The organism is Bradyrhizobium sp. SZCCHNRI20481, assembly GCF_032485055.1.
Lineage (GTDB): Bacteria > Pseudomonadota > Alphaproteobacteria > Rhizobiales > Xanthobacteraceae > Bradyrhizobium.
Genome location: NZ_JAUEUE010000006.1, coordinates 217,957 through 239,021 on the forward strand (window position 1 = coordinate 217,957; position 21,065 = coordinate 239,021).

Annotated in this window: 15 protein-coding genes; all 15 read right to left on the minus strand. The window is 61.2% G+C overall.

Features of this window, described 5'->3' with window-relative positions:
* Positions 1 to 16: 16 nt before the first annotated feature.
* Positions 17 to 1,876 carry an ATP-binding protein gene (locus QX132_RS11815; protein ID WP_315812118.1) on the minus strand — a complete coding sequence of 620 codons (1,860 nt, stop codon included), beginning with the start codon at positions 1,874 to 1,876 and terminating at the stop codon, positions 17 to 19.
* 162 nt (positions 1,877 to 2,038) lie between these two features.
* Positions 2,039 to 2,752 (minus strand): GntR family transcriptional regulator, encoded by a 714-nt coding sequence (locus tag QX132_RS11820; RefSeq protein ID WP_315735411.1) that lies wholly within the window; start codon positions 2,750 to 2,752, stop codon positions 2,039 to 2,041.
* Between the two features lie 260 nt (positions 2,753 to 3,012).
* On the minus strand, positions 3,013 to 5,919 hold the full coding sequence (locus QX132_RS11825) for a helix-turn-helix transcriptional regulator (RefSeq protein WP_316161236.1): 2,907 nt from the start codon (positions 5,917 to 5,919) through the stop codon (positions 3,013 to 3,015).
* 817 nt (positions 5,920 to 6,736) lie between these two features.
* Complete coding sequence (locus tag QX132_RS11830) at positions 6,737 to 12,247, minus strand: hypothetical protein (RefSeq protein WP_316161238.1); 5,511 nt, start codon at positions 12,245 to 12,247, stop codon at positions 6,737 to 6,739.
* A 290-nt stretch (positions 12,248 to 12,537) separates the two neighbouring features.
* Entirely contained in the window at positions 12,538 to 13,587 is a 1,050-nt protein-coding gene (locus QX132_RS11835; RefSeq protein WP_316161239.1) for an EscU/YscU/HrcU family type III secretion system export apparatus switch protein, read from the minus strand.
* Positions 13,584 to 14,402: a type III secretion system export apparatus subunit SctT gene (gene sctT / locus QX132_RS11840; protein ID WP_315751851.1), complete on the minus strand. Its 819-nt coding sequence runs from the start codon at positions 14,400 to 14,402 to the stop codon at positions 13,584 to 13,586. Before sctT ends, QX132_RS11835 begins: the two co-directional genes overlap by 4 nt.
* Before the next feature lie 51 nt (positions 14,403 to 14,453).
* The gene (gene sctS, locus QX132_RS11845; RefSeq protein ID WP_315715074.1) at positions 14,454 to 14,723 is read right to left on the minus strand and encodes a type III secretion system export apparatus subunit SctS; all 270 of its coding nucleotides are present in this window, start codon (positions 14,721 to 14,723) and stop codon (positions 14,454 to 14,456) included.
* Between the two features lie 24 nt (positions 14,724 to 14,747).
* Entirely contained in the window at positions 14,748 to 15,395 is a 648-nt protein-coding gene (sctR, locus tag QX132_RS11850; RefSeq protein ID WP_315735421.1) for a type III secretion system export apparatus subunit SctR, read from the minus strand.
* A gap of 9 nt (positions 15,396 to 15,404) precedes the next feature.
* On the minus strand, positions 15,405 to 16,472 hold the full coding sequence (sctQ, locus tag QX132_RS11855; RefSeq protein ID WP_316161240.1) for a type III secretion system cytoplasmic ring protein SctQ: 1,068 nt from the start codon (positions 16,470 to 16,472) through the stop codon (positions 15,405 to 15,407).
* Positions 16,469 to 16,921, minus strand: coding sequence for a hypothetical protein (locus QX132_RS11860; RefSeq protein WP_316161241.1), 453 nt, complete (start codon positions 16,919 to 16,921; stop codon positions 16,469 to 16,471). Before QX132_RS11860 ends, sctQ begins: the two co-directional genes overlap by 4 nt.
* A 32-nt stretch (positions 16,922 to 16,953) precedes the next feature.
* The gene (locus tag QX132_RS11865; RefSeq protein ID WP_410052860.1) at positions 16,954 to 18,297 is read right to left on the minus strand and encodes a FliI/YscN family ATPase; all 1,344 of its coding nucleotides are present in this window, start codon (positions 18,295 to 18,297) and stop codon (positions 16,954 to 16,956) included.
* Positions 18,297 to 18,914, minus strand: coding sequence for a type III secretion system stator protein SctL (gene sctL, locus QX132_RS11870; protein WP_316161245.1), 618 nt, complete (start codon positions 18,912 to 18,914; stop codon positions 18,297 to 18,299). Before sctL ends, QX132_RS11865 begins: the two co-directional genes overlap by 1 nt.
* Positions 18,911 to 19,573, minus strand: a complete 663-nt coding sequence (locus QX132_RS11875; protein ID WP_316161247.1) for a SctK family type III secretion system sorting platform protein — start codon at positions 19,571 to 19,573, stop codon at positions 18,911 to 18,913. The genes sctL and QX132_RS11875 overlap by 4 nt, the downstream gene beginning before the upstream one ends.
* Before the next feature lie 63 nt (positions 19,574 to 19,636).
* Positions 19,637 to 20,500 (minus strand): type III secretion system inner membrane ring lipoprotein SctJ, encoded by an 864-nt coding sequence (gene sctJ, locus QX132_RS11880; RefSeq protein ID WP_316161248.1) that lies wholly within the window; start codon positions 20,498 to 20,500, stop codon positions 19,637 to 19,639.
* A complete protein-coding gene (locus QX132_RS11885) occupies positions 20,497 to 20,934 on the minus strand; it encodes a hypothetical protein (RefSeq protein WP_315773265.1) in 438 nt (145 codons plus the stop codon). Before QX132_RS11885 ends, sctJ begins: the two co-directional genes overlap by 4 nt.
* Between the last annotated feature and the right edge of the window lie 131 nt (positions 20,935 to 21,065).

The window sequence follows — 21,065 nt, forward strand, 5'->3', positions numbered from 1 at the left end:
ACACACCCCGATAGGTCTAGGCCGGCTCGGGCGGCGTCGGCAAGGTCACCCGAAACCGGCTTCCGATTTGCAGTTCACTCTCAACCGAAATCGTGCCTCCGAGCTCCCTCACGATCCCATAGCTGATTGAAAGGCCGAGGCCGAGCCCTTCACCGATTTCCTTGGTGGTGAAGAACGGATCGAACAGTGATTTCATGTGATCCGCGGAGATTCCGCTCCCGGTGTCTGCGACCTCGATCGTAACCGTGCTCTCCGCACGCCGGATGCAACCGCTGAGAACTCGGCGCGGGCGGTCGCGCATCGACTGGACCGCGTTGGAGAGCAGGTTGACGAAGACCTGCTCGAGACGGATCGGATTCGCCTCAACGTGAGCCGGCTCCGCGGGCAAGTCCAAGACAACCTCGATACCTTCATTTCTGATCCGGTACTGCAGGAGCCGCATCGCATTGCCGAGTGTTACACCGACATCGACTCTGCTGGTTGCACCGGTCTCCTTGCGTGCAAACATGCGCAAGTGACCGATCAATGCCATCATTCGCTCGGCTATGGATGACATCAGGTCGAGGTTCAAGGCCGTTCGTTCGATCTCGTTGCGTTGCAACAAGACTCGGCTGCTTGCGATGTAAGTGGTGAGCGCCGCGAGTGGCTGGTTGATTTCATGCGCCACCCCTGCCAGGGCTTGTCCAAGACTGGCAAGCTTCGCACTCTGCACCAGGCTCTCGTGGGTTTGTCGCAATTCCTGCTCGGTGCGCGTCCGTTCCAGGACTTCACTTGTCAGTTGACGATTGGCTTCGCGCAGCTCCATCGTGCGCTCCGCAACACTTCGTTCCAGCAGCTCGTTAGCTTCGCCCTTGGCTTTCATCGATTGCCGCCATTGATGAGCGACAAGCCCAAGCAGCTGTACCGTGAGAACGGCAAAGCCGGCCGTGACCGCGATGGTCATTGCATGCCGACGAGCCTCCCCGATGTCCGAAAAAATGAGCAGCTGCCATCCATGCGCCGGCAGAGGCCGCGCGCGCAGCGCATATTCGTGGACGCCATCGTCGTCGCCCAGTTCGACCGATACCTCGCCCGATTCGGCCGACGAACCGAGGATCGGAGCATTCTCTATCGTGTCGCCGAACTGCCGGGACGCGTTCAGACGCGCGACCGCGGTCGAGGGTAGCCTTCGCAACGGATGATATTTCCACTGCGCGCGGCTGGCCAGGATGAGCACGCCTTCTTCATCTTCCATGGCCACCAGATCACCGGCCCTGACCCAATCGGCTTCCAGCGGCGTCAAATCGATCTTCACGACGGCAACCCCGATCGTAAGCTCGCCTTCGGTGATCCGTTGCGACAAGAAGTAACCAGGCAAGCCGGTCGTCACCCCAACGGCATAGAGCTGCCCTTCCCCGTCACGGATTGCGCTCTGGAAATAGGGGCGAAAGTCGTACGCATGCCCGACGAAGCTCTTTGCTCCATCATAATTGCTTGCTGCCAGCGTCACCCCGGCCGTGTCCAGCACGTATAGCTCGGCCGATCCCGCGGCCTGATTTAGCGACTTAAGATAACGGTTGGCAGCTTCGACAACTGCCCCATTGCCCGGTGTCCGGAACAGCCGGCGCACCGGATCGGCGAGTGAAAGAACCGTGGGCAGATATCGGAAGCGGGCAACGGTTGCATCGAACGTACTGGCGATCAACGTAAGCCGATCGTCGGAGTCGCGGCTCATCTGCGCGAGGCCAGCGCTCAGGGCCAATCGGTAGGACAGCAGCGCGACTCCCACGATCGCCAGGACAGCAATTGCGGCGATAGCCGGCCAAGCCCTTGAGAGCCCACCCGGCAAGCCTAGTCGGCTCGAAAACCACGCCGACATCGCCACCCTCTCGCTCACGCCAGGGCTCAAATGATGGACCTGATTTTGGCTTCGGTCGCCCCGCGAATTCTCCCCGCGCATGCCGGATCCAGAGCTTCACTCGCAACCGGGGTCTTGGACCCTCTCACAGGTCGAAGGTCGATGTACCCATGGGCATTACAATCAAACGTCAAACGAGATCTATATGGCCGCGGCCATCGTCCAGCGTGACCTAGCGTCCCTGATGAGCTCGGGCAGATCGACGATCATCCGACACATGTGCGTTTCCAATTTAGCGCTTGCACCTTTCGGATCTTGATCGCGGAGCAATTCGATCAGCTCGAGACATTCTCGTACCTGCGCGCCGTGATCCGGGCTTTGCAAGATCGAGAGGCATCGGACATACCGGCTGCGATCATTGAAGTTCCGCATCATTCTCAGCATCTGCCCGTTTCGCGACAGCTGCGTGATCTGCTCGAAGACGCTCTCGATGGTCATCGCATGATGCTTGACGCACTTCGTTGCCGAGTGGCCCACTGCAACGGCTTCCACTTTCATCAAACCCCGGCCGAGACGCGCAACCGAGGACGGATCGAGTGGCCTCGTAATATTGTGCTCAAGAACCAGCCGGGCAAATTCATACAGATCCTGCAGCTCGGACGCGTTCGGAACCTTGGAGAAGAAGCCTCGCTTCGCGATGCTGTCGATCAGCCCCTCGCCTTGTAGGCGCTCCAGCGCTTGGCGCACAGGCGTGGCGCTCGCATTGACGCGATCCGCCAGATCGTCAATATGCAGATGCTCTCCTGGAAGCACCCGGACCTTGCCGTCAGGTACCAGATCATAGTGGATGACGAGGTCCTTGAGCTTAGTGTAAGCGGTGTCTACCTTGCTGATATCCCCGTCTGTATCACGCATGCCACGTCCCCTTGAACCGCCCTCGGCGGACGCAACTTGCCGGCCGCAGACGTAGCTCCCGAGAGGCGTATAACTTGTTCCCGGAATGCTCCGACAGCGCCGACGAGCACGCACGAAGGGATTCGACGACGCCCGACGTCGACTCCTTGCCCTGCTACTCGTTGTCCGCCCATGACTTTCATTTTTTTTACACACCGTAAGCTTACGCACTCATTGCAGCCGTCACCATCATAAAAACTATGCAATCGATGTGTACCGCTTCACTGGAGCATGCTGAGACGGTGTCTCATCGCGTAAGCGGTTGCTGCGGCGCGCGAGCTCACGCCGATCTTCATATATATGTTCGCAATGTGCCGATTGACGGTCGGCACACTGAGGCGTAGTTCCGCAGCAATGGCCTTGGAGCGGCTGCCGGCAGCGAGCTTGCTGAGGATCTCCATTTCTCGTGGTGAAAGATCATCAGGGCCTCGCGCGTATAAGTTGCGCGGCTCCGCCTCGACTCCCTCTATCCGTGCTCGATCAACGCGCTCCTGCCAGCTTCGCATGCCGAGTGCTACGAACTGCTCGCGTCCCCGCTGCAGCAGCGCACGCGATGACGGCTTGTCCCCTGAGGTTCCCGCAACGGTCGCCTCATCAAGATCGACGAGCGCTCGGAGGCAGACTTGGCCTGCCCGGTCAAGGTCGCCGCGGGCCTTTGCGAAGTGTGTGCGTGCCGCAACCGTGTGATCCTGAAGGGCCGCGAGGCGTCCGAGGATGAATTCACGGCATTCACCGGCTGCACCGATCGTGCTCCCGTGCTTTGGAGCGCGGACCAACGCTTCGAACCGGCGGGCACGTTTGACGTCCTCACGCTGCCAGGCGGCACAGACACCGAGCCCAAGCGCATCATCCGACAGCTGTCTGTCGGAATTTGTGTTCTCCAGGGATCGGAGCAACGCCTCAATGCGAACGTCGTATTCGTTTTCGCCAGGCAGGAATGCTTCGGTGAGAGCGGCGAAGCCGAGCACGATTTGCCCAAGGCGCACCGGATGATCCTTGACGATCTGTAGCGCACGCGAAGCGACTCGGCCAATCGCCGGCCAGTCGCCACCATACAAATAGGCACGCCATGCGACCGCGGAAAGCTCCAGGGCAAGATGCAACCGGTGCCACGGTCCCAATCGGACAGCCAGCGCACGCGCGTCGCGCAGCGCCGCGTCTGAGCTTGCCAAATGACCCAGGCTCGCCTCGGCAATCGCGAGAGAGGTTAACGCCTCGATCCGACCGGGAAGCGACCCGAAACACTTGGCATCCCGCAACAGGTCGTGCGCAGTTTCGACCCCCAGGGCGAGTTGCCCATGCCGATAGATCCAATCATGGGTCACGACCTCTCGAGCCCGGATGATGGCCGCCGGATTCTGCCATTCGGCGGCCCAACGTTGCACCTGCTCTGTCTGTTCGATGGATCGCGGAGCATACAGGTCGAGCGCCGAGGCACGATCCTCTTCGTCTCCAAGCTGACGAACGAGATCGAGCGCACGCGGATCCGGCGCGTGGTAGATCGCCTCAAACGTCCCGTCATTCCATCGGCACCGCCAGTCCTGTCGGAGCACCTCCAATCGGGCCCAGTGCAAATCTCGGCGATCATCGCAGGCTTCCAGTCCGCGCTCCACCAGAGGCTGCCACATCTCAGCGGGAGCGCCGGCGTCCCGCAGCCTGCGGACAATCGCCACCAGGAAACTCATGGTCCATGATGGCCGCCGCTCCCAGCATCGGCTGAACAGAAAGCGCGTCGTCGCATCGGCGGCTTCGACGTCGAGTGATGCAGCCTGCGCAAGCGCGAGATCACGGAGCATCTCGTCCGAGGCAGCATCGCCTGCGAGATCGCAAGCGATCCGAAGGAATACAGCTTCGTGCTCGCTGATATAGTTCGCTCGCGCGCGCTCGGCTGCGTTCAGTGCGAAGACCTCGCCGATTTCAGCACCCGGGATGCGCTGCGAAGCGTGATACTGATGCGCAATCTCTCCAGGATCGGCATCGAGCTCAGCGAGACGCGTCGCCGCGCGTCGATGCAAAATCGCTCTCCGATCGGGGTTCAGCTCGTCGTACAAGGCGCGCCGCAACAACGCATGCGCAAAGACGTAGCCATCACCGCGAACGACGAGTACCCCAGCCCTCATCGCCTCGTCGATATGGTCCAGAATCGTCTCTTCGGAATCCGATATCAGAAGCTGCAATCGGCCGAGATCGAACCCTTCGGGAAATATCGCAGCGATCCGCAGCATTCCCAAGGTCGGCCCCGAGAGCCGCGCGAACCGTCGCGACAGCAACGGACGCAGTCCGGCCGGGATGCCGATACCGTTGTTCACGAGATCGGCGGGCCATTGGCCCTGGCGCCCAGCAAGCTTTCCCTCTTCGACAAGGTGGTTGAAGAGCTGGCGCACATAGAACGGATTGCCGCCAGTCTCACGGTGAATTGCCGTGGCAAGCGATGCAGGCAGCCGCTCGTCTGCCAATGACTCCAGCATGCGCATCGTGTCCGCCGGCTCGAGCGAGCGGACCGCGATCCGATGAAGCTCGCTCTCGCGCATCAGCGCATTGAGTTCCAGAGGCTCGCCGCCGGTCTCGTCGGGACGGAGAGTGATGACGGTCAGCAGCGGCAGAGATCGCGTCGAGCGTAAGCAATGCAGCAACATCGACCAGGATTCGCGATCGGCCCAGTGCAGGTCCTCGAGCACGAGCAGTAGTGGAGACTCGACTGCAACCGCATGAAGCAGATGAACCGCGGATTCGAACAGTCGAAACCGCTCGTCCGGTCCGGAGAGTCCTTTGAGAGCAGGAAGATCCGCAGCGGCCGCGAACGCCGGCACCACGCGAGACAGCGGCCGAATCATGTCATTGCGAGCATGGTTGAGGAGTGTCGGCTGCTCGCGAGCCCATTGGGAGAACGTGTCGGCAAACAATCCGTATGGCAGAGGTTCGGCCATCTCGTAGGCGGCCCCCCTCGCCACACAGAAGCCGCGCTGCTTCGCAGTTTGGGCCAGTGCCTCGACCAGACGGCTCTTGCCAATTCCAGCCTCTCCTACCAGGACCGCACCAACAGCGCGTCCATTCTTGTCCGGGAGAAGCCCGCGAAGCCGGTTCGACTCCTGGTCCCTTCCTATAAGCGGAACACCGCTATCCCTCATGCGCTAACCAATAGCCAACCTACACGATACTCTTTCATGGCTGCGGCAAGACGCACTGCCGCCTGTGCGATTCAACCGCCCACGAAACTTAAGATTGCGTTGAGAAAATATCAGCTCGGCACGATAATACCAAGCGGCAAATCAATGTTGCGCTGCGCACATTGGGCTCATCTCGCGAAGACTGTCGCGCAATGGCGACCAGCGAGAGTCGAAGGACCCAGATCGATGACGATCTCCATGTCAACTTCAGCCAATGATTGCCTGCTCCGAAGGTCCACAACCCATACGATTATCAATAAATCGACTCAACTGAGGTTCGAACCATCATCGAGTTGCTTTCTTGACGATGCCTGCTTCGCGTCTCGCGTTTATGGCGAGATTTAGCGCCCTCGCCTGCAGATGCGATCATGGCTGTTGTTGTCAAAGTGAAGTTCCGAAAGGTTGCCGGGAGGATACGACTGCGACGCTTGGTGAGAGTCGGCTAAAGCAATCTTACGAGGGCGTCGCTCCCCTGCGCGGCACACGTCGACGTACTGCGGTCGCCGGCAAGGTGTGGTCGATCGAAACCTGCCAGCCGCCGGGGCTGGGCGCTCCGGGCGGACTGCGCATCTCTCCCACTACAAAACCATATACGCGAATCGCGGCGCTTCGAGCGCGCCAGACGAGTTGCTCGTGCGTCTGCACCGACGTCGGGGTCGCCGGCTTGAGGTCACTTAGGCCGAGGGTGCTCGGCGTATGTCAATGTTGCCGAGGGCGCGTTGTCGCCACGACGTCCCGCCACTCGGCGTCCCTGCAGAGAGGAGACGCATGGGATCCGTCACCTCTGTAACCAACTCAGTCCTTCCAGCCCTTTGTCCTTGACGAAGGTCACAACGACATCGCTGACGTGCCCGAAAGCGGGCCAAGCGCGATTGAGCCCCTTCAGCGAGAACGAAACAGACGTTACTACTTGATAATTCGTCGGAGCCCTGCGGCGCAGCATCGCGTAGATCGATAAGCCGGATCCAACCGCGACGCCGACCGCGCCTGGGATAGCCCCGATATTACCGTGAATATCGTAGACAAGCTCAGTAACATTGCCAGCAATCAAACCGGCACTTCCGGTTATCTGCATGCGGCGAGACAGTCGAGTCGTGTCCCAGGAAGATGCTGGAGGGATATGTACGATATCGGGAGCCGTGTCTCTGCTGTTGGTTCCGCTGGCCGCCCCATTAAGGGATTTCAACTGCTGCGCAGAGCGGCCGGTTCGCCAGGCAATTCCCGTCCAAGATAGACCTCGCGAGTTGTCAAACGACCCGGGAATCCTCAACCCCGCGCCGGTCCAAACTGCATGCGAATCGGGATTGCTTGTATACGTGCTTGGAATCCGATCCCGATGCGCCTTGATGATCGCCCGCGCGGAGGAGCCATTTCTCGCTGCAAAGGCATCCAGGTCCTCGCCTGATTTGATCCGAGCGGTGATCTGCCTCCCCTTAGACGTGAATCGCCCGGGAATTGCCAGTTTCTCGCGACGCCCGACATCCTCGAGCACCTTCCTGACGGACTTATTTTCCTTTCTGGCGATCTGGCGGAAAGTGAGCTGCTCATCGTTGCTCTTGATGGAGATCGACTTATCTGGATTAATTAGTTTAAGCGGATGCGCGGGATCTCTCGCATTGACGCGTCCGATCACCTCGTCCGGTACGTTATTCCTGTCCGCGATTTCGCTCAGACTGGTGTCGGTTGACCGGACCGTATCGGTAGCTCCACGCGATCTAAGCGCGCCATAGCCACTGAAATAGCTCCGCGCTCCCAAGACGATTTGCGCGGAGCCGATGACAGCTGCACCACCATATTGGAAACTCAGCAGGTGGCCGCTCGTCACACTGACGATGTCGTTTGCCATGCCGTTGGCAATGAAGCTCACACCTGTTGCGGTTCGCAAATACGGGGCTGCTTTTTCGGGTATTCTCAACTTGGCAGCCAATTTCGGCTTGAGCTGAACGATGTTCAGCGGTCCACGAACTGTGGCGTTCCAGGCCGCCAGCATGCCTAGAGATCCGAACCGCGCGGCTGCTGCAAGGGCAACCGCATCGGAGGCCACTCCTGCAGCAACGGGCAGAGCCTGTCGGAGGCCTGACCTGCGCGGTGCCACTTGTCGATCGCCCACTCCCGTGTAGGGCTGATCCGTGACCACGACACGAAAATCCTTTTTCGGTAGATCGTAGCGTCGGCTGTATGTCTTGGCTGATTGCGGCGGACTTCCGCCCCAGTCAACAAAGCGGTCTGTTGCTCCGATCACTCCTCGCCGTTTGATGTTTGCGTCGTTCATGGCGAACGGTCGGCTTGGCTTGTTTCCTCGTGTCTCCACAACGTAGATATACCTGTCGGCGCTACTGCCGTATTTGGAGGGTTGGAGAGCGACCCGGTCCTGAAATCGTTCGAATGCCTTCGGGCTGAGCACAAGAGTCAAGCCGCTCGAGGCCGGCGGGGGCGAGGCCGGAGAGACCGCACCACCGCCGCTCGCGGGCGGCTTGCCGCCGCCACCACCCGCGGGCTGGGCTGCCGTCGAGGCGGCTAGGGCCCAATTTGCAGCCGAGTCTTCGCTGACAGGTCTTTCGTGCAACGCCAAAGCGGTCTGCCGGAACGATGCGAGTGCCGCTGGATCGCCTCCGAAAACCGCCTTATGGAAGTCGGTCTCCCCCATCCGGTCGCGAATGGCCTCCGCGATCTGCGCCTCCGTCGCATAGGGCGATGTGCCACGGCGCGGCACGACCTGCGAGGCGAGAAGCTCGGTCACACCTTCATTCAAGTTCGAATGCGGCCGGCTTGAATCAATGACCAACGTGCTTGCGAGCTTCTTGAACGATTCCGAGGTCAGTGCATGCACGGCCTCGTGTGCGACCACGTCCGGGCTCAATCTATCGGTCCGTACATAGACGCGATGCCCCTGATCCGATAAGATGCTGAAGGCATCGACGGACGCCGGATCGTGCTGGCCGCCGGCTTTTTGATATGCACGGGCGAAAGCGGCGGGATCCATGGCCTGCAGCCGGATGCCATTCGGCGATGTCCCGCTCGCCTGACCCTGATAGGCGTCAAACACCTTCCTTCCCGCGTCGAACGCGGCGGGCTGACCGGCAAGGCCCGTTTCGGCCACGGTGCGGGATCTGCTCTGCTGATAGTGATGAGAAGCCACACCGGAAACCGTATTGAGACCGATGGACAGATAGTCTTGGGCGGTCGGCGCCTTGCCGGAAAGGAGGCCGGGGCCCGCAGTCAGCATGGTGTTCGCACCCAGCTGGGAGGCTGTCTGATAAAGCGGGTTCGACACGAGTCCATTCGGCCGTGCCGCGCTTGCGGTCCGCACGGCCACCTTGCCGTCGACGAACTTCGTCAGACCTCCCGTCACGCCGGCCACCGCGAGATTCTTGAAGTATCCGGAGAACGCATCCTTCATCTGCGCCTGGGCTTCGTCCTGCGTGAGCCGCCCCTCCGAGAGCTGATATTGGGACTCGACATACGTCCCCGCCACGTTGCCGAGACCCATCACCCCCTGATTGGCAACCATGACCGTTGATCCGGTTGCCAGCTTCGAGACGACCGAGCTTGCAGCCTGGTCGAGGCCGCGCGTAAGGAAGGCCTCCGTGGCTCCGCCCGTCAACGCCCCCCCTGCTGCGCCGAGGGATTGCACGCCCGATACGGTCGCATCAACGCCCGCCTGCTTCACCTCATCCCAGCTGCCGCCGCCCTTGAAGAAGTTGTTGGTCAGCGCTGCGTCGAGTGAGATGTGAGGATCGCTGTGAATGTCGCCGCCACCGAACACAGTTGCTGCATTCTGGGCCGTGTCGATGGCTTCGGCCGTTCCCGTTCCCACCAATGTGCCCGCCGCAAGGGCGGCCAATACCGGCGCGCCGGCTCCGGCCGTGGCCATCGTAACCGCGGTCGCAGCCGCGGCGATCGCGACGTCGCGCACGACTTCCTGTGCACTCGACCAATTGGCGTCGGTCTTGCGCTCGTTCTCGAACATCCGGTCATTCTGGGTGGCCAGATTACCCATGATGTTCAGATACTCGCCGTTGACCTCCTGGGCAGTCATCCCTCCCTGATTTTTCTGCAGGGCCGTGAGCGCCTCTTTCTTGTCCTGCAGATCCGACTCGAGCTCAGACCGGTTGGCACCGAACAGTCCCCCGACCCAATCGCCGCCCTTCTGCAGAAGGCTGCGGTTGCCAAGTGCTTTGTCTTCCCTGTCGATGGCATCCTGCAGCTCATGTAGCCCTTGACCGATATCAACTCGCGCGTTCGCGTCTTTGAGGCTCGCAAGCTGCTCAGCGACCGCGCCATCGCTCAAGGCACCCGGATGCTGCGCAAAGAATGTATTGTACGCATGCGAGAGCGCGCTCTGGTCAGAGACCGTTTGCGGATCAAGTAGATTTTGCGGCAATGTCAGCCGAAACTGGGAGTCCAGCAGCTGATATTGAGCCAGCTTCTGTTGAAGCTTTGCATATTGAAGCGATTGCTGAGCCGTCGTCAGGGCGCTGCTCGCTTTGGTGAAACCCACAGCCTGTACATTGCCAGCTTGTACCGAATCAGTGTTGGCGGACTGCCGCGCGGTTGCGACCGCCGCCTCGCTCTGTGTGACACGATAATCCTGAACCAGCCTGTTGGTCGTTGCAGCCAGCTCTTTCGTGATCAGGCCGGCCGATGCCGCGTCAGTTCTTGCCTGCGCTATCTGCTGCAACACCGGCGAGTTTGAGGGCAAGGGAACATGGCTATAGGTCTGCTCCAGATTAGCCAATGTCGTATTGCGCTGGTCGGCGTAGGCAAGCCCGGTTGCCGACTTGAAGCCCGCCGTCGCAATGGCGGACATTGTCGAGAGCTCGCGCAACTGATGCTGCGCTTGGTTCAGCTTGAGCTCCGTGGCGGCCGTCGGATTCTTGATATAGGCGGCCTGCGCATCCGAGACGGCCTGGTGGCCCTTGATCAGGGCGAGGTCGGTCCCGACTTTGTTCTGATAGGCGCTTGCCTGATCGTATTCGATCTTCGCCGTGGTAGCGTTCTGCCGGGCTTGCGGGGACAATTTGGCAAGATCGGAGTCCTGCGCCGCCTCAAGATCGGTCTGCGCTGCCGCCGCAAATGCCACCCGGTGCTGAGCTACGGCCCAGCCTGCATTCTGGTAATCAGCGTTCCCGTTCGCGAGCTTGAGATCGAGCGATGCCTGCTGCGGATCGCTGCCGCGCGTTGCACGTATGGTGTACCCCAATGGATGCAGAGCGTCGTTCACCCGATCCTGGGCATCCTTCGCAACCGTCCCGTATTTCTCGGAATTCGAAGCATAATACTGGAGCTGGGCCTTGCCCTGCGCGACCATGCCGACATCGGCGTTGAGCTTGCTCCGCGCGACGGTGAAGTCGTCATAGGCGCGCAGCTGCGATGGCGTCAAATTCGCCTGGGTCGGATTGTCGTTCTGGTCGATCGTGACACCGGCTTTCTTCAGCGCTGTGGAAGCGCTCTCGAGCTCTTTCTTGTCCGCCGCGGCCTGCTGCCCGTAGACGACGCTTTTCCCTGCCGCAAGGTCGGCGCTCGCGGCATCAAGCTTGCGCTGGTCCGTCGCCAGCTTGTGTTGCTGCGCATCCTGCTGCTGATTCAGCAACGACAGACGGTGCAATGTTCCGGCGCTGATCCCCCGGTCCATCTCGGTGTCCAGACGGCCGAGCTGCGATTTGGTCTGTTCGAGAGCAGCCGTATCGGCGGTGACCTTGGCCTTTCCCGCGGAAACCTGGGCCGAGGCCGCGTCGACGAGCGGGACAACTTTCCGCGCGACCGGATCTTTCACGGTGACCGGCGGCGGTGCCGGCTTGTAGTTCGCTGCGGCGGCGTCGATGCGTTGTGCGGCACTCAGATTGCTCTTGGCCGAACTCAACACCGCCTGGTCGGCGGTGACTTGCTGCTGAGCGGCCGCAACCTGCTTCTTCAGATCGCTGATATGGGCTTGATGCGCAGCCACCGCGGCGCCCGCGCCGCGACCGTACCCGATCGGAGCCTTCGTTCCCTGTGCATCATTCAGTTCGGTCTGCAGTTTATGCAGCTTTCCAGCATCACCGTCGAGAGTGGTCTGCGCTTTTGTCTGAACAGATTTTGCCTGCGAAACGGCGTCCGGGACCGGCGCCGCCGGCGCCGGGGCGGGAACTCCCGGACATGTTGCCGCCGCCTTCGGCGGAGCAGGCGGGCCAAGCAACACAGGCGTCGGCTGCAGAACCGGACCTATGAAAGGTCGAAGGGGCTGAAAGAGCGGCGAAGGTGCGGTCGATGATGATCCAACGCTGCGCGCCGAATTGCGATCGAGCATGCCCGACGACGATGCCGCGGACTTCGGCCGCGGCGGTGGCGGGGGAGGAGGCGGGGGTGGGGGTGGGGGCGGCGGCGGAGGAGGAGGCGGACTGGCGACAACCGAGCCACCTGCGTCATCTATCCGCATTCGTGCGTCTCCCCGTTAGCGGCGGCGGCTCTGCTCTGGCAGACGCAGTTCGTCAGCCATGCAGCCCGCTCGGCGATCATGTCCGAACGACAGTTTAGGGCATCAGCCGGCGGCCGATCCGAAATATATTGTGAAAATACTGTGGGGCAGCACGGCTACACTCAGGACATGCCGCACGCGCGCAAGGCCGACACCACCGGCTGGAAAAACTCCTCGGTGATGTAATGGTCCTGAGCGATGCGGCGATCGAGTTCCTCTGCGAGGTCTGGATTGCGGAAACGAGGAATGCCAAGCTCGGCCGCAGCTTCGGTGAGATTGTGCGCACGGACGGAACGTCCTTTGCACACGAGTCTTGGGACCTGTGTCTCGCCCGGAACATAACGCAGCCCGACCATCACATCGTCGCCCTCGATGACCACTGTTGCGCTTTCGATTCCTCCCCGCCCTCCACCGTGCGCCAGCGATTGCCGCTGACGGCGTTGCGCAGAGCGCACCTCCGGCAGGCCTTCCTGGTCTCTCCGCTCGCGCTTCGCCTCGCTTCGTGTCATCCGCATCTCGCGCATGAACAGTCCGCGCTGCACCAGAACGTCGATAAGGCCGCCCACCATCAGCATGACTATTGCCGCGACGAGGAGCGGTGCCATGACCGCCCCGGTCACTGGCACGAGGCACGAAAGACCGCATCCTGGCGTGTGAACCAAGGAGTTGAGCGACATCTCGAGGACGAAAACCGAGATCGTGACGAGGAGGGTCGTCTTGACCAGACTCTTCACCAGCTCGATCAGGTTCTTGAGCGCGAAAATCCGCTTCAAACCCTTTGCGGGATGCAAGCGCTCCGCGCGGGGCTTGATAGGGTCAAGGCTGAAGACGATCCCCTTGGTGACGGCGACGTTGACGACGAGGGACATTAGGACGACGATGGCCGCCCCCCTTGCAAGGTATGGCACGACGGCTTCATACATCATCGTTCCGATCGTGCCCGCAGCTTCCCGAAACGGTTGCCCGCCCGCATCGCCCACGAGCATCATGGCTCCCCGTAACCGCGCGAAAAGCTCCGGCAAGATCAGCCAGAGATAGAGCAGCATGGACGACAGGCATGCACCGGCGACCATATCGGTGCTGCGAAAGACCTGTCCCTTTTCGCGCGCCTTACGCAACTTCCGCTCGCTCGGAGGCAGCGTCCGCTCCTCAGTGCCGCCATCCTCACTCATCGCAGGAACTGCCCTAGTTGATCCAAGATTCCGGTCAACTCTCCAAGCTGAGTACCGAAGTGATCGAGCAGAAAGGCCGCATAGAGCGGCAGAACCAGGAAATAGACCAAGTTGCGCGCCGCCATCGAAAGATCGAACACATTCAACTGCGGTGCGAAACGGGCAATCACCATCAGCGCGAACATCGCAACGAACATGGCCGCCAGCACTGGGAATGCCAGGATCAATGCCAACTGCAGCACGCGGACGAGCATTTCCAGCGCCAATAGGCCGCTCTCCGCGCGCAGCAGAGGCGCGAGCTCAATGACCGGCCAGAGCCTGTAGCTGCCATAAAGGGCTTCGACGACGCTATGAAATCCGTCGGCAGCGACGAACAGAACCACGGCAGCGAGCATAAAAAGCGTACCAGACGCGGTGGACTCGGTCATGGCGTTGGGATCCTGAAGCTGGGCATCGGGCGCCTGACGTTCGTAGTCGAGCAGGTCGCCCGCGACCTCGGCGGCCCAGAACGGGATCCCAAGCAGCAGACCAAGGAGCCCTCCGATGATCGCTTCCTTGAACCCGACCGCGACCAATCGCAATGTTTGCGTGCCGATCGGAGGAAGCACCTCAACAAGTCCGGTCATGACCGGTAGCGAGATCGCGACCACGAAGGCACCACGAATCAAGCCGGTCAGCCCGAGGCGAACAAACACGGGAAAGGTCATGACGAAGGCGCTGGGACGCGCGATGGCGAGCGCCAACGAAAGAAGATGACGGAAGACGAGATTGGCCCCCGCCTCGATGCTGTCCAACGGCATGAGGTCAAGCCCCATCGCCACTCCGCGTCGCCCATGTCCCTCCGAGCACGATGAAGGGAAGGCCCGTCAACGCGTCAGTGCAGGAAAATCCGCGAGGATCTGATCGGCATATTGGATCAGCGGTGCCGCCAACACTGCGCCGAACACCGCCAGCGTGGCCACGACGGCAATCAGTTTGATCGTCTGCGGCAGCACCTGATCCTGAATCTGGGTTGCGGCCTGAAGAATTGAGACGAAGAGGCCAACAACCATCGCCACGCCCAGGGGAGGCATGGCAAAGATGAGAACGACCGTCAGACCCCTGACCAGATGATCGACGATTGTCGCTTGGCCCATTGCTTCCCCTACCCATCTCGCAGGCTATCCGTAACTCAACACCAGGCCATGCATCAGCTTGGACCAGCCCTCGACCATCACGAACAAGAACAACTTGAATGGGACGGAGATCGTCGATGGCGGCACCATCGACATGCCGAGGGACATCAAAACCGCGGACACCACGAGATCAATCGCGATGAAGGGCAGATAGAGCAGGAAGCCGATCTCGAAGGCGCGCTTGAGCTCCGAGCTCATGAAGGAGGGAACGAGAATAACGAGATCTTCGCTCGATAGCTTGGCCCTGCTGCTATCGGGCCATAAGCTGCCAGTGGCAGTGACGAAGAACTCTCGTTCCGCGACCGTCGTGAACCGGCTCAGATGTTCGCGAATTGGCTGGCCTGCCCGCTCAGCAGCATCTTTCCAGTCGGTAAAGGTTTGAAACTCGCTGGGACGATCATTGACGCGCTCATACACGGTCTGCACTAGCGGCGCGCTGACATAGGCCGTCAGAACCAGCGCAATGGCATATAGCACGAGGTTTGGAGGCGTCTGCTGCACTCCCAGCGCGTTCCGGATCAGGAACAGGACCACGGCGATCTTGACGAACGATGTCATCGTCACGACGACAAAGATGACAAGGCCAAGTCCGGCGATGACCGCGAGAACAGCGAACAAATTGAACTGGGTCACGGCTTCAGCTCATTCGTGATTGAACAATCTGTTGATCCGCACGCCGATTGCCTCGCCGATCCTGACGATCTCGCCCTGCCCGATCCGCCGATTCCCCGCGTGAATCTCAATTGCATGTCGCGGATCCCGACCGAGATTGAAGACATAGCCCGGCGCGATCATGCGCAACTCGCCGAGAGGTATCTCGAGCTGGCCGATCTCAAATAGGAGCTTGATCTGGAGGTCGTCCAGGCTCACATCGTCTGCGCCTGTATCGACGCTTTCATGTGCCGTCATGTCCACAGCCGTCCAATGATGATGAAGATCGCCTCTGATCTGGTGCAACGTGTCCACCACTGTCGCGTCGCTTCCCTCGAAGCGGCATGAGGTGAGACGACGCTCGCCGAAGACGGCGGCGACGCGTCCATCCGGCATCGCGTGTTCGATGATCACGACGTCTCCCGGCCGTAAGCTCGCAAGCAAGCGGGCGCTGACGCGCGTAGCACCAAGCCGGAAGGCGGTGCAGATCGGAACTCCGGCGGCAGCAGCCGGACCCAATGCTTGAACTTGATTTGCCAAACGGGATTCGTATGGCTCTGGTAAAGACAGGTAAGCACTGAACGATCGTTCGCCAAACCTGCCGCGACACAGGATTCCGATCGAGTCCGGAACGCCGCCATCGAAGGAAGCATGCGTGAGGATGACGGGGAGGCCGAGCGCCTCCTCGATTGCATCAAGTATGGCGGCGCAGGCGAACTCGATCAGAAGCAGCAGATCTGGCTCGGCGAGCGTAGTTCGAGGCGGACCATCAATCGCCTGCAGCGTTGCATCGATCACCTCTACAGGCAGACTTACGGCGCATGGATCACCGCCGATCGTAAAATGCAGACGACACGCCGGCCGGCTCGAAACGCCCGAGGAGGCGCCCGAGAAGGAAATCCGCAGCGGCAGACCCGCCAACTCGCAGGTGAGTTCAGCCAGTCGCCGACACCAACGACGGGCACGTAGAACATCAGCAATGGATAGCACGTCCGGATGAAATTCGGTGATCTCACCGTCAGGCGCTCCGCGCCCGCGAGCGGGGAATGGCGCGTTCATGCTTGCCGCCCCGCCGCCCTGCCGTCCGAATTGGCCATCTCCTCTAGCAACGTCTCACGGCTCTCGCGACGGCGACGTGATTGCTGCGATAACTCATCCCACTTGCGACGCCTCCGATGAGCCTTCACGAATTCGAGGCGTAGACCCTGAACTTCGTTACGCGCCTGGTCGAGCGTACAGATGCTCGCAAGGCGCTGCTCGGCAAGCGCCATTGCCAGCGACTCGAGGCGCCTGAGTTGCGCGTCAAGTTGGGTGATCTCCCGCGCGGAAATTGGACGCCCTACCATCTGTTGGTAGATCTGACGTTCGCGTGCGCCACGCGCCGCTGCTTGCAACGCAACCGCATGATTGATCTGCGTCAATTCTGCAGCCGCTTCGACCTGTGCCTCCACGCCGCGCTGAAGCGCGGAATTCGCCCGCCGCTCCCTCTCTCCGAGAACGATCCGCATCCTGCGTATGCGCGTGAGCAGTGGATCGTACCTCATGACGCGAGCTGCTCGAGTTGATGGATCGTGCGATCCCACGGAACGGCCTCGCCGAGGCCCTGCCGCAGAAAGGACTTGATAGCATCCTGCTTGGCGATCGCCTCATCGGCGATCGGATCTGATCCGGCCTTGTACTCCCCAACCTGCAGCAGGAACTCAAGCTCTGCATGGCGAGCTATGAGTTCACGCACCCTCCTGGCTGCAGAGCGATGACGGCTCGTCACGACCTGATCCATGACGCGGCTGAGGCTGGACACGATGTCAATCGCAGGGAAATGCGCCGACTGTGCGAGCTTAGGTGACAACGCGATGTGCCCGTCCAGAATGCTGCGCGTCTCCTCCGCGATCGGATCCGCGGTACCATCCCCCTCAACCAGCACGGTGTAAAATGCAGTGATCGAGCCGGCGACTCCGGGACCGGACCGCTCGAGCAACTCGGGCAATGCCGCAAACACCGACGGCGGAAAGCCCCGGCGCGTCGGCGGCTCGCCCGCGGCCAGTCCGATCTCACGCAATGCCCTCGCAAAGCGAGTGACACTGTCCTGCACCAGGAGCACGCGTGCGTTGCAATCCCGGAAGTACTCCGCGATCGTCACGGCGACATAGGCAGCCGTGACGCGCTCCGTCGGCGGCCGGTCGGAGGTTGCGACAATCACGACTGATCGCGCCCGAGCCGCTCCGGCCAGGCAGCGCTCGACCATTTCTCGAACTTCCCGCCCACGCTCGCCAATCAGTGCGACAACGCAGACGTCGACGTCCGCGTTCTGGACGATCTGGGCGACAAGCGACGATTTGCCCGCGCCGGGTTCGCCATAGATGCCGATCCGCTGCCCCTCGCCGCAGCTGAGCAGACCATCGATCGCCCGGATGCCAAGTGACAAAGGGCCGTCAACGAGCCGCCGTGCCAAGGGCGGCGGCGCAGCTCCGCGGACTCGTCGAATCTGGTCGAACTCGGGCCATCCTCGTTCCTGAACGTCGAGAGGGCGCCCGAGCCCGTCGACGACGCGGCCGAGCAGCGCTGGCCCAACCATGATGCCGAGGGCCTGCCTTGTCGAGACGACTTCCGTTCTTGTTGAGAGACCCGCCACGTCTCCGAGAGGCGTCAGCAACGCGACACCGCCTTCGATGCCCACGATCTCGGCCCGCAGATCAGCCGAGGCATGGGCAGAACGGAGCAAACAGATATCGCCAACACGCGCATCGGGAACGATCGCCCTGATGAGGGTCCCCGACACCTGAACCACGCGCCCTCGGATCGGGCGCAGTTGCGAACGGCCTGCAGCTTCACGCAACTGCGGCAGGATTCGCGCGAGTCGGTGCGTGGCAGAGCCTGCCGGCATCATGGCTCCACCCCCTCGAAACCGGCACGCAGCGCCAAGGCGAGCTGCTCCAGTTGAGCGTCAACGGAAACATCGATCTGCCCGAACTCGCTCCAAAGCATACAGCGCCCCGGCGCAAACTGCGGGTCCGACACGATGGTGAGTTGGTCGGCCCCATCCTCCAGCAGCGTGGCCACTCGTACACGGATGGACTCCATCTCCTGCGGCGCAGTCATCAGCACGAGAGCCGTACCGGAACGCATCTCTTCGAGTGCTCTGGTGATGGCGCGCGCGGCGAGATCGTCCGGCTCAAAACTTCCGAGGATCTCCCTGATGATCTCGACGACGAGCGTGATAAGTTCGTCTTGCAGATCGGCGACGAAATCATCAACCGTGACCTTCGTTTCCGCAATCAGGCGGGCCGCCTCCTCAACTCCCGCGAGACGACCATCCTCGAAGCCTCTCATGCGCTGCTCTTCGAACGCGAGCCGGGCCTGCGCGGCGATCTGCTCGCATTGCCGCCGGGTGTCGGCAAGAGAGGCAGCCGCGGAAAACCAGGTCTCCGCCTCTTCGGCTCGAACCACGGGTCCGAGCGGATGGAACGTGCCGGCAGGCTTGTCACTCTCGGGGGCTTTCACGGCACCATCCCATCGGCTAGAACGCGATCAACAATCTCCGGACCAAGCTGTTGGTGTCGCCGCGAGACCGAGGAGCCCAGCGGCGAGTCAATCGGAAATCGAAGAAGGATGCGGCTGCGCAGGGTGGCGGGGAGTCGCCAGATTGCGGCATTGAGACATTGCATCCCATCACCTCGGATGACGTCCGCAAGCGCAGATGGATTCGGGGGGCGATCGGGTTTAGGCGACAGATCGATATTGGCGAGCGCGACCTTGTGGAGTCGGGAATCGAATTCTCCGAGATGCTCCCGGAGCGTAGTCTTGAGGACCGTGGAACGAATTGCGTGGGCATGCCAAACACCGCCGGCCAGCTCACCGACGCGGCATAGCTGCTCGCAGTCGAGAAGCGCAATGCGACTGCGCGTGTCAGCGACGTCGGCTGCCGTGCAGCAATCAAGCTCATGATGCACAACGATCCGCTCTGAGATATCTCGGTGGAGTCGGTCGCAGGCGAGTATCCGTGCGGCAAGCCCGGGCGAAACGCCCGGTACGCACGCGAGAAATCGTTCAACGTGGATGTAGCGTGCCGGCAATCGGCAAAACGTGTCCATATCGATCACCGGCCGATGCCCCACCGGCGCGCCGGGTTCGCAGTCACCGCCGACCTTCGGATCACGCAAACCAAGGGATGCTCCAGGTTGCACAAGCCTACTCATTTGCCGGCCAAGCCCACTTCAATCGCACTAGGATACGACACGCAGCGGATCACGCGCCGGCCTTCGCGCCTCCCGACGCGGCGCGTTGCGTTGCGCATATCCCACGCGTGCCCGGCGCCAGAGCTGGAAGATTCCGATCGATCCCAGCAGCCCCACCCCTACCGCGGCTGACACCTGCAGGATGAGCGGACCGTCACGCAGGGCAGATCCGTCGTGAGATAGAACGGATGCCGTCGTCTCGATCGACGTGGAAGGGCTGACCTCGACGGGATCCGAACTGCCACGCACGAAAACCACGGCCACCCTATCGTACGTCAGTCCTTCGACACTGTTGGCAATGAGGGTCTTGATCTGCGGTAGGAGCACGGCGATTTCGGCGCGCGCGTCATGCTTGATGAACACCGATGCCGCCGACGACGGAACCTGATCGTGACGCAACGGGTCTATCTTAGGCAGCACCACGTGGACTCGGGCAGAGATGACTCCGTCGATCTCCATGATCGTCCTTGCCAACTCTTGATTGAGCGCGTGAATCAACCTGACTCGCTCCTCTGTGGGTGACGACACCAGACCATTGCTTGAGAATATGCTGCCCATGTCTTCGAACTTCGCATGCGGCAACCCGGACGCATTCAGCAGCGTCACAGCGTCGGAAAATCGCTCCTGCTCAACCCTGACGGTATTGCTACCGTCCTTTGCCTGGAGCCGGTCGGCGGCGATGCCGTTGCGCAGCAGAAGGGCTATCATCAGATTAGCCTCCTTCTCGCTCAAGCGGCTATAGAGCTCACCCTTGCAACCGCTCAGCATGAACGCCAAGCCCAGCACCAGCGCCAAATTCAATCCGCGCCCTCGAGCGGCCAGCCATTGTTTGCCGCAACCGACCATTCTCATTGTCCCTTCAAGAACGTGTTGAAGATTCGGGTCGACTCGGTCGAGATTTTCGACATCAGCGTCGCCTCAATGGCAAACGAGAATGCGTGCTCCAGCATTTGCAGGGCCTGACGGCCCGCGTCTGGCTTGTCGGCTCCCAGGGCCGCTCCGCCAATGTTGGAAGATGCTGGACCGGATGCCGCCGGCTCCGGCATGAGATTGAGCTCGGGCGCGGCATTGCGCTGGACCCGCTCGTACGAGCTCTCCATCCACTCCATCACCTTGCCGCCGAGTTGGTCGACGGCGTGCTCAGGCTCCATCGGCAGTTTAGTGACCGATCTATGCAGAGCGTCCTGAAACGACTGCTGGGCGGCCGCTCCGGGCTCAACGGCTCCGAAACTGACACCAACTGTTCCGGAAGCTGTGACGCCACCCAACGGCGCAACCGTCGTCATGTCGCCGCTCCATGCCGTCTCAGGACTACTCGTGCTTTCGCCATTGCTCACTCCAAACAAATAATGACTCACAAGGACAGCCGGGCCATGGCTTGCACAACAGATCAGACAGAGCTTTGCACGGAGCCCAG

Excerpts from the sequence above, each read along its gene's own strand:
- QX132_RS11820 (WP_315735411.1), bottom strand. The coding sequence starts at position 2,752 with ATGCGTGATACAGACGGGGATATCAGCAAGGTAGACACCGCTTACACT.
- QX132_RS11865 (WP_410052860.1), bottom strand. The coding sequence starts at position 18,297 with ATGCCGGCAGGCTCTGCCACGCACCGACTCGCGCGAATCCTGCCGCAG.
- QX132_RS11830 (WP_316161238.1), bottom strand. The coding sequence starts at position 12,247 with ATGCTCGATCGCAATTCGGCGCGCAGCGTTGGATCATCATCGACCGCA.
- QX132_RS11825 (WP_316161236.1), bottom strand. The coding sequence starts at position 5,919 with ATGAGGGATAGCGGTGTTCCGCTTATAGGAAGGGACCAGGAGTCGAAC.
- sctS (WP_315715074.1), bottom strand. The coding sequence starts at position 14,723 with ATGGGCCAAGCGACAATCGTCGATCATCTGGTCAGGGGTCTGACGGTC.
- sctT (WP_315751851.1), bottom strand. The coding sequence starts at position 14,402 with ATGGGGCTTGACCTCATGCCGTTGGACAGCATCGAGGCGGGGGCCAAT.
- sctJ (WP_316161248.1), bottom strand. The coding sequence starts at position 20,500 with ATGAGAATGGTCGGTTGCGGCAAACAATGGCTGGCCGCTCGAGGGCGC.
- QX132_RS11860 (WP_316161241.1), bottom strand. The coding sequence starts at position 16,921 with ATGCGGATCGTTCTCGGAGAGAGGGAGCGGCGGGCGAATTCCGCGCTT.
- QX132_RS11835 (WP_316161239.1), bottom strand. The coding sequence starts at position 13,587 with ATGAGTGAGGATGGCGGCACTGAGGAGCGGACGCTGCCTCCGAGCGAG.
- QX132_RS11885 (WP_315773265.1), bottom strand. The coding sequence starts at position 20,934 with ATGACGACGGTTGCGCCGTTGGGTGGCGTCACAGCTTCCGGAACAGTT.
- sctQ (WP_316161240.1), bottom strand. The coding sequence starts at position 16,472 with ATGAACGCGCCATTCCCCGCTCGCGGGCGCGGAGCGCCTGACGGTGAG.